Source organism: Sphingobacterium sp. UDSM-2020 (assembly GCF_016132525.1).
Classification (GTDB): domain Bacteria; phylum Bacteroidota; class Bacteroidia; order Sphingobacteriales; family Sphingobacteriaceae; genus Sphingobacterium; species Sphingobacterium anhuiense.
Window position 1 is genome coordinate 2848737 of sequence record NZ_CP066166.1, and the last position, 17579, is coordinate 2866315.

Here is a 17579-nt window from a genome sequence, read left to right on the forward strand (position 1 = left end):
TTTTACAAGTGGTAACTAAATGCTTCAAGAAAGTGATCAAAAAAATTTAAGTAGGAAGGTTAAGGAAGTGGTTCAGGTAGATTTAGAGGTCATCAGTTTTGTTTAAATTTTCGAGTTAAGACAAACGATCATGCTACAAGTGTAGACGTTGAGAAGGATTTTTAATGGTAGTTTTTTTAAGAACATTAGCAAGCCCCCTGATATTATTGTCAGAGGGTTAAACAGGACTGGCTCAAGTATACATAGAGCGTCAAGCCACGCTCTTCCTTTATTTTAATTTCTTGGACAAAGACTAATCTATAGCTATGTGTTAGGACAATTGCTGCCCTATGATTTGCCGCTTTAATGTTATGCGTTAAATATTTAATTCAATTTGACATCTCGGCTTATTTAGATAATTATTCGAGATGTTTATAGATTTTGTGTCAAGATATTTGAGGCTATTTTTACAGACCTGTATTATCGTTTGGTTTTAGGTACGCTTGATGGTTTCTCTAAATCTTTGTCTATTTCAGCAATGATTACATTCATTTGTTTAATTAAATCAGTTTCATCCAGGTAATTATCGGGCTCAAGAAGATTCTCTTCAGTAAAATTTGGTCCAAAGATCGCTATGATAGTTTTTAAAAAACTTAGAGAATCAATCCTGCTGTTTTTTTCTAACTGTAGATTTACTTTATTGATATAATGGAACAAGGTAATGATATTGTTTCGATTCACGGTCGTTGGCTCATCACTGTCTTCAGCCATATTGTCTACAATCCTATTGGGGTACTTTGTTAATATTTGTTTTCTGCGCTCCACATATTGCGTGAGGAGTATAGGGAGACGCTCGTTTACGGGGTCATAGTACAGTTTGGGATCATAGCTGGCAATACGCAAACGGAAAAGAATCATAATCATTTCATTCATTTGTTCCGTCATTGACATATTCTTCAGTTTACAGTCGATTATATCGCAACAGCGATTGAAAAACCCCATGTGATTGAAATTGATATCAATCATTGTTTCCATAAAGCACTGTAACCAGTTTTTGCTGATTGTATCTTCAGCAATGCATTGTAACTTATCTAACAGTGTCTTGAAAAATAGGTTTTGGTGATAATGAAGATTTGAATTATGGCTTTTGAATTGATTGTTTATAGCTGTTTGGACTTCAAATATCAAGAGATAAGGAACCTTTTTTTTGTAAAGGCTCTCTTTTATATTCGGGAATTTTCCGATAAGTTCTATTTTAAAAAGATGATATTCATAATCACTCACTAAGCCATTCAAATCCATTTTGTTACGGAAAAGATCTTCAAAGCATTCAAGCACATTTTGAAACTGTAAAATAACAGCATCAACTTGCTGATTTTTTAAATGGTAAACGATGTTGAAGGTACTGCGTAGCTCACTGTAAAAGGTTTGGAAAGTTTGTTCGGTGGTATTTACCAAATCAGAATGAAATAAAGCATCCATCTCGAAATTAATAAGTGCATCTAAAAGTTGCTGTTCACTATCATTTTCTTGATGTAGAGAGCCATACACTACTATGGCTTTCTTTAAGTTAGTTAATGCACTAATCATATGGTTATGAATTGGTTTGTTATTAAAGTTAAACAATAATCATTGAAAAAAAACAAGTTTACCTATGAATTTTAACACCTCGTGAGCTATTGATCAGTATGTTGAGGTTATGACAGAAGGTCAATTGGCAGGAGTAGCGCTATTGTTTACAGATGCTTTTAATCAGAAAGTACAGGTATCAGAAGATAAAGGTAATAACCGTTCAGAAGAAATCTAATTCTGGAAATATTTTGCTGAAAGAGTTTATTGTTTTGTCAGCAAGAGACTTTCCTTACTTTTGCTTGAGTAGGCAACAGTAACTCAATTAGTTTTACGAAGGCTTTGGGTTTATATATTTTGAATCCCGAAGGGATCTATCTTTCCATCAAGATAAATTATATATGATATTTTTTTTGTTAAAAGCGAAGCTGAGGTTAAAAGGTATGGATCTTACCATCGACCAGCTTGAAAAGCTGAAAAATAAATTAAATAGATCATATGTTTTATATCATCCTTACGGCTTCCCGTATTTTTTAATCAAACTGATCACCACAAAAATCCCATTTCAGCAACAGCTGTTATAGGAGCCAATGCTTTGAGTGCAATCCGGAGCCAGCTTCGTGGCGTTTGCTTCGCAGATCACTTCGGGATTTTTCGGTGGGCGCTCCCGCAATTATGAAAACAAATTACAGGAGCTATATAAGAGCGTAGTGGAGTCTTTAAAGCAAAATGCAGATAGCTTTTAACAGATGCCGTTATAGGCTTCAGTGTCAATATTGATGAGATCTCGGGCAAAGGAACGCCAATCGTTCATGATCACCGCTATCGGTACACCTGTATTGCTCAATGAAATTAAACATATACAAGCAGAAGCGGCAGGTGGAGATATCGATGGATCTGTTATTAAGAACAAAGTCAAAGCAAGCTTGATCATAGAACGCTATACCGGTATCTATGCGATGGACAATGCTACAGCGGAGTTTATAGCCACATCCCGATTGACCGAATTTGTACCCCTGCTATTCAAAGCGATGAATGAAACAGGGGATGATCAAGTATTTATAGACCGTCAAGCCATGCTCTTCCGTTATTTTGATTTTCTGGACAAAGATCAAGCTATAGCCATACTTTATGGACAGTTGCTATCCGCTGATTTAACCCATGCGCAGTTTAAGATCATTAGCAAAGCTATCGTCAGTTCCAATCTTATCGATTACGATCAAGTGGCGAAACTGTTAGCAGGATCTTTATTGGCAAAAAAAGCAGCATTGAAGGTACTCACCTTAGACAAAGACTGGTATTCAACTCCAGATATTGCCTATCTACAGACATTGAGAGGAGAGAGCTTAGTACAGCTATTTTAAGAGGTGGTTACAGTTAAACAATTTAAAGGATTTTTCTCTTCAAATAAAGAAGTTTGGGAATGCTCATGTGGCATTTGGTCCTATTGTTCACTTATGAACATGTTATGTCCGATTATGGTCGACCAATCATAATAACATTTTTATATAATACTGTTTATCAATAAATTATACTTTTGGCAAAATCCTTGATATTGAAACCATACTATAGGACTAAAAAAGATATAATAAAAAATGATTGAAAATATTATTGGCCCTACTATTAGAAAGATCTCTAAACATGTATTGATTATTCTATTCAGTTTGTTGTTTACGTTAACATATGGTCAACCTGGAAAAATTATGGACAAACCTAAGGTTGATGAACGTATTGAGATTCTTAGTATTGTATTTAGATTAGCCGGTAACCGCGAATACAGTTCTGAAGTCTTTAAAACTTATACAGATCGCATTGCAGCGCATTATTCACTTTATAAAGACCATGAATTGATAAAATTTATCAAACAGATTAAGCAGGAGAGTGGTATTGGTTATGATGCTGTAATGAGTATGGCAATCCATCTTGATGATGAGCTAAATCTTAAATTAGAATATATCGACGGTTCTCTTGACAAACGATGGAGTAAAGAAAATGCGATCAAATTTTCAAATTTATTAAAGCAGTTTTACAGGATTAGTCATAGCAAAAAATTTTTTCAACAAAATAAAAATACCTATCGTGAAGTCGAAAAACGGTTCTTGCCAATATATCAGTCTATCGATCTAAGCTGGTATTCGCGGTTTTACGGTAAAGAGCCTACAGAAAAGTTTTTGATTGTTAATGGATTAGGAAATGGTGGTAGCAACTTTGGAGTAGCAATGAATATTCCAAAAGGTAAAAAAGAGCTCTACGCTATTATGGGAACTTGGAGTGTAGATAGTATGGGAATACCGAGCTTTTCAAAGCAAGATTATGTGCCAACATTGCTTCATGAATTTAATCATTCTTTTGTTAATTATTTATTAGATAAAGATCCGTCAGCTTTTACAAATAGTGGAGAAAAATTATTTAACATCCTAAAAGAAAAAATGGAACGTCAGGCTTATGGTAGTTGGGAAACGATGTTAAATGAAGCTTTGGTTCGAGCTGCAGTAATAAAGTATATGAATGACCATCATTTTAAAACAGAAGAAATACAGCAAGAGGTAAATGAACAATTTGAGCGAGGTTTTCTTTGGATTGAGGCACTCGTTTCTGAGCTTGAAAAATTTGATAACCAAAGAGATAAATATCCTACATTAGAGAGTTATATGCCCAATATTGCCAAGGCTTATCATTCCTATGCTATAGATATTCAATCTTTTATTGATATCTATGAAGCTAAAAAACCAAAAATAGTTTCTTTTGAGGAGCTTCAGAATGGACAGGAGAATGTTAGCAACACATTAAAGCAACTTAAGATCAATTTTGACAGACCGTTATTGGGAAAAGGTCGTTCCTTTAATGGGATTTCTAAAGAAAGTTTTCCAATTATAAAAAAACATACTTATTCTTCTGATAAGAAATCTGTTACTATTTATTGGGATTTAGAAGAAAAAAGGAGCTACGAAATCATTTTTACGGGTAAATCCTTTAGAACTATGGAAGGTATACCAATGAGTGATTATCTTTTGAGGTTCAGTACAAATTAGATCGAAAAACTGAAATAAATCTCAGATCATATAAAAAAAACGTATAAAGCCATTCTGTCAAGAATGGCTTTATACGTTTTATCCCACCCTTACGGCTTCCCGTATTCTTTAATCAAACCGATCCCCACAAAAATCCTATATCAGCAACAGCTGTTATTGGAGCCAATGCTTTGAGTGCAATCCGGAGCCAGCTTCGTAGACCTCTTCGGTGGTCGTTCCCGCAATTATGAAAACAAACTACAGGAGCTCTATAAGAGCGTAGTGGAGTCTTTAAAGCAAAATGCACGTAGCTATAGGGCAGATGCCGTTATAGGCTTCAGCGTTAATATTGACGAGCTCTCGGGCAAAGGAACGCCGATCGTTTATGATCACCGCTATCGGTACACCCGTATTGCTCAATGAAATTAAACATATACAAGCAGAAGCGGCAGGTGGAGATATCGATGGATCTGTTATTAAGAACAAAGTCAAAGCAAGCTTGATCATAGAACGCTATACCGGTATCTATGCGATGGACACTGCTACAGCCGAGTTTATAGCCACATCCCGATTGACCGAATTTGTACACCTGCTATTCAAAGCGATGAATGAAACAGGGGAGGATCAAGAATTCAAAGACCATCAAGCCACGCTCTTTCGTTATTTTGATTTTCTGGACAAAGATCAAGCTATAGCCATACTTTATGGACAGTTGCTGTCCGATGATTTAACCAGTACGCAGTTTAAGCTCATTAGCAAAGCTATCGTCAGTTCCAACCTTATCGATTATGATCAAGTGGCGAAACTGTTAGTAGGTATGCAGCCTAGTAACTACATATTACTGTATTGCTCCCTACGGTTCCGTTCAACGGGCTTTCATCTCTAGCCCTCTGGGCAAGACGAAAGCTTAGTTATTGTCGGCTGGTTTTATGTCTGAATACCTGTAATATAGTCTTACTAGTTTTCAAGAATCTTCTCGGCTGTTATTGCACCAAATATTTTATTATCAATTTTCATCTGAAAAAAATCAATTTCTTTTTCTTCTTTAATTTCTTCCGGTGTATTATCTATTCGTAGGTATTTATAAGATATGGACTTGCAAATAAAATCGGCAGTATGAGTTAAGCAGTTTTTTTAAGATTTTGTTTTTTGTTATTAAATTGCTCTATGGTCAGGTTTCCCAGCGTAGAATGTCGTCGCTCCCTATTGTACCAACTTCTATGTATTCAAACAAATCCGTCTTCATTTGCTCTTTTGATACCAATTTGTTGCCATATATTTGTTCTGATTTTAATGTTTTAAAGAAGCTCTCCGCAACTGCATTGTCCCAGCAATCACCTTTTCGACTCATACTTCTAGTTACGATTTTATACGAATCTACCGTATTGCCGAATTTTTCGCACGCATATTGTACACCACGATCTGAATGAAAAATAAGATCAGGAGACAATTTGCGGTTCTTGATTGCCATTTTCCATGCAGCCAATGAAGTTTCTTCAGTCCTCATTGTTTCACTGATACTCCATCCAATACATTTACGGTCATATAAATCGAGCACTGTGGTCAGATATAAGAAGCCTTCTTTGGTATGGATATAAGTAATATCCGAGACCCAAACTTTTGATGGTTTCGAAGGTGTGAAATTACGATCTGATACATTGTCCATTATTTTATGGGAATGTTTTGAATCTGTTGTTACCTTAAATTTCTTGCCTATTTTACTACGTAGTCCCATCTTTTTCATATACTTAGCAACTGTAACCCTAGATGCAGCAACTCCATCATCTAATAGCTCTGCAGCTATTCGTGGGCTGCCATATCGTTGCTTTTTCTTGAAGTAAATAGCTTTTATCTTATCTTCAAGTACTGCAACTTTAGAACCGCCAGCGGATTTAGAACCATTTTTCCAAGCATAATAACTTCTGGAACCGACTCCCATAACTTTACACATCTTTTCAATCGGATATTTTTGTTGATGCAGCCTGATAAACTTATATATTACTGATCGTTCTTGGAACTGCGAAGCAATCATGAATACAATTAAAAAACAATAATTTATGAATAACAGATGCCTATGACCTTTTTTAATATCTCAAGTTCAAGCTCTGAATCTTTAAGCTTTTTCTCTAAGGCACTTATACGTTCCTGCTCTGGTGTCTGTTTAATATTGCCATTGCCGGGGAAGCTGTCTGATCCGAATTCTTCTGATTCTTTACGCCATTTATATAATTGGGCTGCTGATACACCTAATTCTCGGCCTAGCTCAGAAATGTTTTTCCGGTCTTTACTCAACTCAACTGCACTTTCTTTAAAGGTGCGATCGTATTTTTACGAATTTTAGTCATTGTTTCAAATTAAGATAATTATTGTTCTTAACTTACACTGCCGACTCAGTTAGCAACTCCAAAGCCTTTTCTGTGTTTAAAAAATACGCTAATGAATATAGCATCAATAAACCACAAAAATATAAAAGAGCTTTACCCACAGAACTTCACAAAATCAACTGACATGTAGTTCGTAGGGCGGATACGGTGGCCCGATATCATAGCAGGAGAGTTGGATCTTCTCTAGAAGAGGATGATTGAATATAACGTATTGTAAAGGGATATTTTTATCAAAAATTACATAGCATCAGGAATTAAGAGAGTTAACTCTATTTTTTATAAGAAAAAGGGTCTATAGACATCAATCGTTATTTAGTTCTTATCATAACTGTTTGAAGATATGTTAACGGGTAATTTAAATTTACATAATTATAATATTTATACGGTTTCCCGTATTTTTTTAATAAACCAATAATCTAACTTTGAATATTTGAAAGAATATTTCATATAAAACAAGGTTTTTGTTAATTTAATTGGCTTTTATACAGGTATTTGTGTTGTTTTTTAATATGAAATTTTATATTAATATATATATATAAGATCTGTAAGTTGTTTTTAACTTAAAAAAATAATATATCTAAAATACTAATTTGTGATAATTATTTCGTCTATGATAATTTACATATATTATTTTTTATTGAATTTAATTACATTATTAACTCATTATTAGGTATATATATTATTTTATTATAATAAGCACATTTATTTTTTTATGTAGTGACATAAACTAATGTTATTTTAGGATTGTTTCATTAAATAATTGTGTTTTTTTTGATGGTAAAATAATTAATAAAGAAATTTTATTTGTACTTTTTTGTCATGTATGGATATTGTGTTGTTTATTGTTTTTTTAAAATAAATAGTTTTAAATTATGTATTAATAATATTTTTTCTTATAATTGGGAATATTAATAAATAAAGAATTAGATTATGAAAAAATTAAGCTTAACAGAACTTAAAGCAATGTCCACTAAAGTGAATGCTTTACAAAATCTTGAATCAATTAAGGGTGGTGCAATGGCTAGTTGTCATCAAAAAGAAGGATCACTTATTAAAACTGTAAAACCTGGTGATGTTCGTCAACAATAATACAGTTTTAGTTTTTTTTAGAAAAAGCCGTTATTACGGCTTTTTTGTATTTCTGTTGATAGCTTCCTCTTGTAGTGTGTCGAATCATGAGACATCATTAATTAAAGAGGCATGGAAAAATTATTTGTATCAATTGCAGATGGACTCGCTTAATTATACCGAAAAAAGTAATTGGATATCATCTCAAATTGCTGCGGACCTTCCTTTATTTACAATTCTAACAGAGACAGATTTCTTTAAAATACGGCCAGAAATATTAAGTGTCAAAACTAATGATTCTATTACAACCATTCGGACAAAATTTTTTTTAAAAAATGGAGATGTCCATAGTATTTATGTATCTCTTGCTAAAAAAATACATGCAAATGATACAATCTATTTTTTACCATATTTTGATGATTACACTTCGAGGTTTTCTAAAAAGACAATTGGCTCTATAAGATACTTTTTCAATCCTACTGAATATTCAATAGATTCAGCGGAAGCTAATCAAATGTTAGTCTTTAATAAAAAAACAGCTAAATTATTTAAAACCAAAGAAATTGAGTTTGATTATTACATTTTCAAAAATACTGAAGAGCGTTTAACTGCTGAAGGATATGAATTTCATTATTTAACAAAAAAACTATTAAACCACAGTGCTCATGCTGATTTAAATAATAATGCTATTATAGTTGGGAAACATACAAGCACTTATCCCCATGAAGTAATTCATCTTTATACTGCACAATATTATCCACAAGTTCATACTTGGTTTGATGAGGGGTTAGCAGAATATCTTGGAAATGATGGCAAAAAACTTCAGAAAAACCGTGATATTATAAAAAAATTTTTAGAAGATAGCACTATTAATACTAGGGATATTTTGAAGTTAGAAGATAATTTAGCAAAACAAGGAACATCTTTGAAATATGATCTTGGGTCATTAATAGTTGAGAAAATACAGGAAAGGGATCCCGAAAGCGGACTATATGACATTCTTCGTAATGGTTCAGACGACAAATCTTTTTATAAATTGGTTGAATCAAAGCTACATATTAAACAAGAAAATTTAATGGATTCACTTCTAATTTGGATCAAATAAAATAAATGCATTATGCAAATTGGAAAATTTAATCTTTATAAAGATGAGCTTATTAAGCACAAACAAGAACTTCTAGACAAATATAGACTTGCACTCTATCAACTTAAACCTGAAATATTTGAAAATATAGATTTCAATAGTGATAAAATTTTCTCTTTTCCACCTTTGATTAATTACGTTTTATACCCTGATGAGAACGGTGATATTGATTCGCTTATATTTCCATTTCTAAATATAAATTCAGTATGTTCTATTAGAAGTGATTTTGAGGGAGTTATTGAAATTCCATCAATTGGATATTGGAGGGGAGTGGCAAACACTTTATATAAATTTATCAAGATAGATGATGAAATTAAGCCTATAGAATCCGGGCTCAAATTTGTGCCATATACTTATTATAATAATATTAAGATAAGTACAAAACTTACGAATTATCAAAATGGACCTTTTCTAAATCATCCAAAGAGTATTCAGGGCCTTGTATCAGAATATAGCACAGAATTAGTGAAAGCCTTAGAAATTTTAGATTCTCATTCAGATATTCTATATGATCTGATTAATACTTTGCAGCTGGAGATTCAATTATTTGATCTTCCTAATCAAAATTCTTTTGCCACTACGGACTTCTTTTTTACAGCATTTTTAAATGTAAATAGTAAATTTCAATCTTTTGTGTTTTTTATTGATGATATCGCTCACCAATGCGGACATATACTTTTCTTTCTATTAACATTAGAAGTTGATGAATTCATCTTTGGGGGTAAAGACCTTCAGCTATCAGATTATTTTGAAGATGAAGAAAGAAAAGCATATTCAGCTTTCCATGGTTTGTTTACATATACATGTATACTCCATGCACTAGCAAGTTCTAGGTCTTATCATAAAATTGAGAATAATGAGCTGTTAGAAATTTATGCTAGAATAGGATTTTATAGTAACTACTCAGGTTATCCAGATTATTTATCTTAAAAATTCGGTTATTCTAGATTGATAGATTGCTTTTCCAAAAAACATCCATTTTTATTCACATCTTACTGTATAACTTTTGCTTTTATTTCTAGGTTTAGATGGATTAAAGTCAGTTTTTTGTAATACAGAAAGAACGGATGGATAACACTAATTTTCAGTTATTACTTAAGGTGCTCGAGCGAGAGTCATCCGCCCGTATTGCTGCTGAGGAAGCTCGTGCATTAGATAATTCAGCCAGATCAGCAGAGAATCGTAAGTTTCAGCAGACAATCGAAGACTTAAACAAGACGATTAAACAGCTAAATGACACCATTGGTCTGCTGCTTGAAGAGAATAGGTTGTTAAAGGGGCCAAAAAAGAACAGTAATAATAGCTCTATCCCACCATCCAAGGATCCCAATCGTCCCAATCGCACCAGTAGTTTACGCAAGTCCAGTGGAAAATCCTCTGGTGGACAAACCGGGCACGATGGCAATACTTTACAGATGTGTGCAACACCAGATGTGGTGATTGATTATAGTCCCGATTTTTGCAACTGTTGTGGATTTGACTTGATAGATCAGCCAGCAAAACTGACCAGTCGTCGTCAGGTTGTCGATATTCCAACCATTACACCGGTATATACCGAGCATCGTGTATTCCAAAAGAAATGTACTTGTGGGCATAAGACGAGTGGCAGTTTTCCTAACGGAGTTGCTGCGCCAATTAGTTATGGTGCACAAACTAGTGCGGTAATTGCTTACCTGCATACACGTCAGTTTGTTCCTTTAGCCAGAATCAGTGAGTTTTTCACGTCTGTTTACCATATGCCTATCAGTCAGGGTACCATTTGTGGTATTCTGGATCGTTTAGCAAAAAAAGCGCAGCCAGCATTTGAGCTCATTAAACAGGTTGTTTGTAAATCCAGTGTAGTTGGTTCTGATGAAACTGGTGTTAAGGTTAATGGAGAATTGAACTGGATCTGGACCTGGCAAAGTCAAAAAGCTACTTATATCACGTTTTCTCCCTCCAGAGGAAAACAAACCATACATGGTAATTTCCCTGAAGGATTCGATAATGCAATTTTGGTGAGCGATTGCTTGGCCAGTCAGCTGGGAACAAAAGCTAAAGGCCATCAGATCTGCACAGCACATCTGTTAAGAGAGCTACTTTTTTTGCAAGAAAAGTACCAGAGTAACTGGGCGGATCGCTTTGCTAGTATGTTACTTAGCAGCTTAGAATTGAAAAAGAATATTCCAATTGATACTTACCAAAAACATATAAAGGAACGATCAGATATCGAATCAATCCTAGCATGTTTACTAAATGAAAAGATAGATCCCCGCCATGTAGAAGTATTGACCTTTCAGAAACGAATAATCAAGCTCAGAGATTATATATTCACTTTCCTGTATCACAGCGAAGTTCCTGCCGAGAATAACGCTTCGGAAAGGGCAATCCGCAATATCAAAGTGAAGCAAAAAGTATCCGGTATGTTCAAAGCAGATACTGGAGTAAGAAACTATACCATATTTCGATCAATCGCAGATACATGCATTAAAAACACTCAGTGCATACTGAATGCCTTTTACACAGTCGCAACTCTATAGAACCTGAGTAGTTACATTTTATATGCGAAAATTTTATTCTGATTTAAATTTATTTAAGCAAATAAACATTTTCACATTTAATGGTCAGAAATACTTTGAAAAACTTGACGCAGGCTATAATATGTTTGAAAATGAATTAAAAGAATATTACGAAAGATTTTCTTATGAAGATCAACCATATAACTTTGATTTCAATATATTCTTAAAATATAATAAATGGTAAAATTAGTATCGTGTATAATTTTGGTCTTCATTTTAATTGGGCAGAGCACAGGATTTGCTCAAAAAAAAGATTTTTATATGAGAAATTTGTCTTCTGCTATGGAAATTTTGAAAGGCAAAACGAATGAAAATTCAGTGATTAATGTGTTTAACGTAGATGGAACGTATTACATTCAAGGCCATTTCGAAAAACCCTTTGAATCCAAACCTGCGCAACTAAATGGAATTTACAAACTTGATATTTATAGCAATTTTTTAGATTATTACGGTAAAGCTATTTTTGAAGGAAACGATTTTGTTCAAAAAATTAAAATAGAAAAAGATTCTGTATCATTTTTAGATTACGGTGACGATACTCCACGAATATCAAGTGATATTGGAAAGCATTTAACTGAGGCATGTCTTCTTCATCCAAATCTTATCTTCTTATTAGCAGATAGAAATCGTAATAGTCTTGGAATGAGCGTTGATAATATTTTTAATGAAAGAATCTTAACATTCACTGATTTAGTTAATAGAAAAATCATGGTATTTTTATCTAACGATAATGTACCAATTAGAACTGAATATTTAGAGTATGATAAAATGTTCGGCGATGTTCTTACGAAGTATGAGTATTCAAATTTAACTGAAAGTGGTCATAATGTCGTTGTTTCAAAAAATGGTATAAAGCATTTTGATCTAAATATTCATAACGTTAGTAGATCAATGAAAACTACGAACCAAATCTCAGATATTTTATTTGAGGTTGACACTATTGCAAAAAATAAGTATCTACTAAAATTCACTGAAACTGAAAACAAATTACTTATTACTACTGACGATACCTCTGTTTATATTTTCGAAGCACCAGCTGCAGTCAGTAAATCTGTCATAAACTGGTGTAAAAGAAAAATCATAGGTAAAGAAATAAAAATGATTATTCCATCACATCATCATCCTGATCATGCCGGTGGAATAAGAGAATATTCACTTGCTAATATACCTGTTGTCGTTCCTGATAATATGAAACCTTATTATAATCAAATTTTGGAAGCAACTCATTATCTTGGAGATAATCGTAAGATTAATACTCCTAAGTTTTTGCCTATTAAAAACTTTCCATACAATTTGATTACTACAGAAGAGAAAATAATACTTTATGATGTCCCTGGAAATGGTCATTCCGAAGATTATATTATATCTTGGTTTCCAAAAGATAATATACTATTTGTTGGTGATCTTACATTTTTTGAGGTGGAAGAAGACGAATTTTATAAAAGTAGCAGAGCAAAGTCTGTTCTTAATGTTATCGAAAAATACAGGCTGGATGTTAAATACATTTATACTGGATGGCCAATCGCTGGACAGAGAGACTTTGGAACTATTGAAAACTTAAGAAAAATTTCAAATTAAAACTATTAATGATGTCAAAATTTCCATTTTATAAACAAATGGATACGATGGACTGCGGTCCTACCTGTCTAAAGATGGTTGCAGAACATTATGGAACAATTGTTCCTTTAGATGTTCTTCGAGAAAGATCTCATATACTAAGGGATGGTGTAAGTTTATCAGGTCTTTCAGAAGCAGCCGAGTCGATTGGTTTTGGAACATTGGCTGCATCGGTTAATTTTGATACTCTTAAAGAGGATATTCCTTTACCGTGTGTTGTATATTGGAGGAAGAGACACTTTATTGTAGTTTATGGTTTCAAAGGTGATAAAGTTTTAGTTGCTGATCCAGCATTTGGACATATAAAATACACAAAACAAGATTTCATCAAAGGCTGGATAGCCTCTAAAGGGGCTCCTAAAGATGATGATGAAGGTATAATCCTAGCATTAGAACCAAATGGAGAAGATTTGCAGTTTGAAGATTTTAGTGAAAATGAAACAGTAAAAAGCAGCTTTTCAGGACTGTTTTCTTTATTCGGGCCATACAAAAAATATCTTATCCAAATTTTGGTCGGAATCGTATTCTCAATTCTAATACAGCTTTCCTTACCGTTCCTGACTCAATCTATGGTGGATATTGGTGTCACAAATAATAATCTGGATTTTGTATATATGGTTTTAATGGCACAACTAGTATTTTTTCTTTCCGAATCATTAATCAGAATGTTTAGAAATTGGATATTGCTTCATGTCACCAGTCGGGTAAATATAAAGTTATTGTCCAATTATCTTGGGAAAATGATGAAACTTCCTCTCTCATTTTTTGATTCAAAAAATATTGGAGATTTATTACAACGCATTCAAGATAATGATAGGATTCAGTTATTTTTATCCTCTCAGAGCCTTTTAATGGTTTTTTCTACTTTAAATATTCTTGTATTTGGAACAGTTTTATGGTGGTATAATCCCTTTATCTTTTTTGTATTTATCGTTGGAACAATGCTTTATATACTTTGGATATCATTTTTTATGAAGAAAAGAAAAATATTGGACTACCGTTTTTTTGATGAGGCATCAGGAAATCAAAGTAGTATGATACAGCTCATCAATGGAATGCAGGAAATAAAATTAAACAATTCTGAGAGAAAAAGACGTTGGGAATGGGAAGCTATTCAGGTACGTTTATTTAGATTATCCATCAAAAGCCTTTCGATTTCGCAAGCACAGGATATTGGAGGTAATTTAGTAAATCAGGTAACTAATATCCTGATTACATTTCTTTCCGTTAAGCTGGTTATAGACGGGCAGATTACTTTAGGTATGATGCTCTCCATTCAGTTTATCTTAGGACAGTTGAATGTGCCCATTACCAATTTTGTTCAATTTTTCAGAGAACTACAAGATGCTAAAATATCATATTCTAGAATGCGCGAGATATATGACAAGAAAAGTGAAGACGATACTGATAGTATCTCAAATATAGGTGATGATTATAAAAGTATAGAAATTTCTAATATGTCTTTTAGGTATGGTGGAGAAACAAGCCCATTGGTACTAAAGAATATTAATCTTTCAATTCCAAAAGGTAAAGTAGTTGCAATCGTTGGAGAAAGTGGCAGTGGAAAGACAACTCTTTTAAAGATGCTTCTTCAGTTTTATTCACCCACAAAAGGGAAGATAGCGATTGGTGGCATTGATTTAAAATTCATTTCGCACTCTTACTGGAGATCAAAATGTGGTATAGTAATGCAAGACGGTTTTATTTTCTCCGATAGTATCGCTAGAAATATTGCAGAATCTGATCCAAATGGGTTAATTGATCATCAAAAAGTCAATAAAGCCGCCGAAATTGCAAACATTTCATCCTTTATTCAGGATCTTCCTGAAAGCTATAATACAAGAATTGGTTCAAGTGGAATATCTCTTAGTGGTGGGCAGCGACAAAGGATTCAGATCGCGAGAGCTGTTTACAAGAACCCTGAATTTATATTTTTTGATGAAGCTACTAGTGCATTGGATTCTAATAATGAGAAGATTGTGATGAAGAATCTCCAAGAATTTTATAAGGAAAAAACTGTTCTAATAGTTGCCCATCGATTAAGTACAGTAGTAAATGCGGATTTAATCATTGTACTTAAAGATGGAGAAATAATTGAACAAGGGAACCATAGTGCACTTGTTCACTGTCGAGGACATTATTATGAATTAATTAAAAATCAATTGGAATTAGGGGGATAATATGGATGAATTAGATGATACAGAAAAAAGTGAATATGTCAAAGATGTATTATCCAGGATGCCGAATGGAGCTGGAAGATATGGTATTTGGATAGTTTGTGCAATTTTATCAGTATTTTTTATAATTATGAAGTTAATCAATTATCCTGAAGTTATTAATGGAAATGTAGAGATTATTTCAAAATCTGTACCTGTTGATATAAAACCTGCAATCTCAGGTAGATATATTTCTTTGGTTGAAGGAGTTAATTTAATGAAAGTTGATAGCGGACAAATTTTAGGTTACATTTATAGTCCATTGGATTTTCGAATAGCAATTTCATTAAAGGAAGATTTGTCGAATCTAGGGGATTCAAAAATAATTAAAAAATATTCTAAAATTTACTTTGCAGATCTTCAATCTGATTATAATGAATTTAAAAAAAGTTTTTTAGATCAGGATAGTTATTATACATTAAGACCTGATTCAAAACAGAAGATATCATATAAAAATCAAATAACAAGTTTATCCAAAACTATTAGTAGCAAGCAAAAGGAGATTGAATTAATTGATGATCAGTTAAAACTACAACAGAAAGACTTAGATCGGTATAAATTTCTATTTGAAAAATCGGTTATATCTTCACAAGAGTTCGATAATGTTCAAAGAAATTTCATAAGTTCAAAAAGGGATAAAGAAAATCTTATTAGTAGTTTAAATGAGTCTAAATCTGCCTTACTTGCCTTAGAAGGCAATATGAATCAATCCCAAATTTCAGATAATATACAAACGGATAGTAGAGATGATGCACTTTTTAGTGCAAAAAATAAATTAATGGCAAATCTAATAAAATGGATTGATGAGCATGTTATTTATGCTCCATTTTCAGGCCAATTAGGTGGCTTTAAATCTTTGGCAAAGTGGTCTTCAATTACTCCAGATGACGTGATTTATATTTTATCTCCCGAAAATAATGAAGTTCTATATGGATTGGCTACAGTATCAAACATTAATGCAGGTAAAATTAAGTTGGGACAAAAAGTTAATGTCAGACTTAATGATTTCCCTGTTTCTGAGTTTGGTTGGTTAAAAGGGACTTTGCAAAATATTTCATTGAGCAAGAGAGATAATAATTATGTTGCTATTATTAAATTAGACTCTTTCATTACCACCTATAACATAAAAATTGAGCTGAAGCCAGAAATATCTGGAACAGCAGAGATTATTACACAAGATTACTCTTTATTAGATCGATTATTTTTCGGGATTAGAAAGGTTTTTTCAGAGAGAATTGTCCGATCTCAAAGTGTTCAGTAGTTTGAAATAAATCAAGATGATGAACCCCGTCTTCTCTACGTTCCTGAAGTATCTTATCAATTTAGTGTACTATTTCCACAGCTCTAAAGCGAACACTCAAATTAATAGAAATTGATATTATTGATATAGGCCAGAACTGTCATATCTGAGTTGATAAGGATAGCGTTCATAAATAACATTATCTTCATTGATTGTGTACCCATTTTTTCTATCTTGTTGAGCTTCCTCTAGTAATTTAGAGGCAGCTTCTGTTTTACCAAGATGCACTAAAGAAACGGCCTTATAATATTTTGCATCAGAAAACTGTTGATATTGAACCAGGGCGCGATCAAATGTTTTTATTGCCATATCGTATTTTCCTTGCTCATACTGCGAGATGCCATAATAAAATAGGTCAAGATGATGAACCCAGTCTTCTCCATGCTCTTGAAGCATCTTATCAACTTCTTGTTTGAAAATAGCTTCTGCTTTTTCAAATTCATTCAACTGTAATAAGCTCAATGCGATGTAGAATCGATATGAGTGGTCCATCACATGACTGTTACCATGTCGGCTTATTGCTTCTTCAAAATCAAAGATTGCTTCCCGATAGGTCTTAGCAAAAATACATTTGATAAATCCCCGATAGTTTAGGTAATTATCTTTATCGTGGATATACTGGTGATATTGACCCCTCTGCTGGACATACTGACCCCTCTGTTGAGGATTTCTTCAGTCCAACTGATGACCTGACAATATTACTTCTTTTTTCTTAGACTTTCGCCTTTTAACT

14 protein-coding genes and 1 pseudogene are annotated in these 17579 nt (G+C 33.1%); 11 read left to right on the plus strand and 4 right to left on the minus strand.

Features of this window, described 5'->3' with window-relative positions; translation table 11 throughout:
* Positions 1 to 459: 459 nt before the first annotated feature.
* Positions 460 to 1569, minus strand: coding sequence for a hypothetical protein (locus JAZ75_RS11955; RefSeq protein WP_208702091.1), 1110 nt, complete (start codon positions 1567 to 1569; stop codon positions 460 to 462).
* Between the two features lie 758 nt (positions 1570 to 2327).
* Here JAZ75_RS11955 and JAZ75_RS11960 point away from each other — a divergent pair.
* The 4 genes from JAZ75_RS11960 (at position 2328) to JAZ75_RS11975 (ending at position 5445) form a co-directional block, all read left to right on the plus strand.
* Positions 2328 to 2912: a hypothetical protein gene (locus tag JAZ75_RS11960; RefSeq protein ID WP_208702093.1), complete on the plus strand. Its 585-nt coding sequence runs from the start codon at positions 2328 to 2330 to the stop codon at positions 2910 to 2912.
* A 231-nt stretch (positions 2913 to 3143) separates the two neighbouring features.
* Positions 3144 to 4580, plus strand: coding sequence for a DUF4932 domain-containing protein (locus JAZ75_RS11965; RefSeq protein WP_208702095.1), 1437 nt, complete (start codon positions 3144 to 3146; stop codon positions 4578 to 4580).
* A gap of 174 nt (positions 4581 to 4754) precedes the next feature.
* Positions 4755 to 4982, plus strand: a complete 228-nt coding sequence (locus JAZ75_RS11970; RefSeq protein ID WP_208702097.1) for a heavy metal-binding domain-containing protein — start codon at positions 4755 to 4757, stop codon at positions 4980 to 4982.
* Entirely contained in the window at positions 4945 to 5445 is a 501-nt protein-coding gene (locus JAZ75_RS11975; RefSeq protein ID WP_208702099.1) for a hypothetical protein, read from the plus strand. Before JAZ75_RS11970 ends, JAZ75_RS11975 begins: the two co-directional genes overlap by 38 nt.
* Positions 5446 to 5730: 285 nt before the next feature.
* Here the strand turns inward: JAZ75_RS11975 and JAZ75_RS11980 are convergent, their stop codons facing one another.
* A complete protein-coding gene (locus JAZ75_RS11980; RefSeq protein WP_208702101.1) occupies positions 5731 to 6591 on the minus strand; it encodes an IS3 family transposase in 861 nt (286 codons plus the stop codon).
* Between the two features lie 23 nt (positions 6592 to 6614).
* Positions 6615 to 6875 (minus strand): annotated as a pseudogene (locus JAZ75_RS11985) (transposase); the annotation flags it as partial.
* Positions 6876 to 7873: 998 nt separating this feature from the next.
* Between JAZ75_RS11985 and JAZ75_RS11990 the strand changes: the two are divergent.
* The 7 genes from JAZ75_RS11990 to JAZ75_RS12020 all read left to right on the plus strand — a co-directional run bounded on the left by JAZ75_RS11990 (position 7874) and on the right by JAZ75_RS12020 (position 16807).
* On the plus strand, positions 7874 to 8032 hold the full coding sequence (locus tag JAZ75_RS11990) for a hypothetical protein (RefSeq protein ID WP_208702105.1): 159 nt from the start codon (positions 7874 to 7876) through the stop codon (positions 8030 to 8032).
* 139 nt (positions 8033 to 8171) lie between these two features.
* Positions 8172 to 9116: a hypothetical protein gene (locus JAZ75_RS11995; RefSeq protein WP_208702107.1), complete on the plus strand. Its 945-nt coding sequence runs from the start codon at positions 8172 to 8174 to the stop codon at positions 9114 to 9116.
* Between the two features lie 12 nt (positions 9117 to 9128).
* Positions 9129 to 10085: a hypothetical protein gene (locus tag JAZ75_RS12000; RefSeq protein WP_208702109.1), complete on the plus strand. Its 957-nt coding sequence runs from the start codon at positions 9129 to 9131 to the stop codon at positions 10083 to 10085.
* A 137-nt stretch (positions 10086 to 10222) separates the two neighbouring features.
* Positions 10223 to 11674 (plus strand): IS66 family transposase, encoded by a 1452-nt coding sequence (gene tnpC / locus JAZ75_RS12005; RefSeq protein ID WP_208702111.1) that lies wholly within the window; start codon positions 10223 to 10225, stop codon positions 11672 to 11674.
* A gap of 216 nt (positions 11675 to 11890) precedes the next feature.
* Complete coding sequence (locus JAZ75_RS12010; protein WP_208702113.1) at positions 11891 to 13291, plus strand: MBL fold metallo-hydrolase; 1401 nt, start codon at positions 11891 to 11893, stop codon at positions 13289 to 13291.
* A gap of 11 nt (positions 13292 to 13302) precedes the next feature.
* The gene (locus JAZ75_RS12015) at positions 13303 to 15510 is read left to right on the plus strand and encodes a peptidase domain-containing ABC transporter (RefSeq protein ID WP_208702442.1); all 2208 of its coding nucleotides are present in this window, start codon (positions 13303 to 13305) and stop codon (positions 15508 to 15510) included.
* A gap of 1 nt (position 15511) precedes the next feature.
* Complete coding sequence (locus JAZ75_RS12020; RefSeq protein ID WP_208702115.1) at positions 15512 to 16807, plus strand: HlyD family secretion protein; 1296 nt, start codon at positions 15512 to 15514, stop codon at positions 16805 to 16807.
* A gap of 117 nt (positions 16808 to 16924) precedes the next feature.
* On the opposite strand, the gene JAZ75_RS12025 is transcribed toward JAZ75_RS12020, so the two are convergent.
* Positions 16925 to 17461, minus strand: a complete 537-nt coding sequence (locus JAZ75_RS12025; protein ID WP_410528627.1) for a tetratricopeptide repeat protein — start codon at positions 17459 to 17461, stop codon at positions 16925 to 16927.
* Positions 17462 to 17579 lie beyond the last annotated feature (118 nt).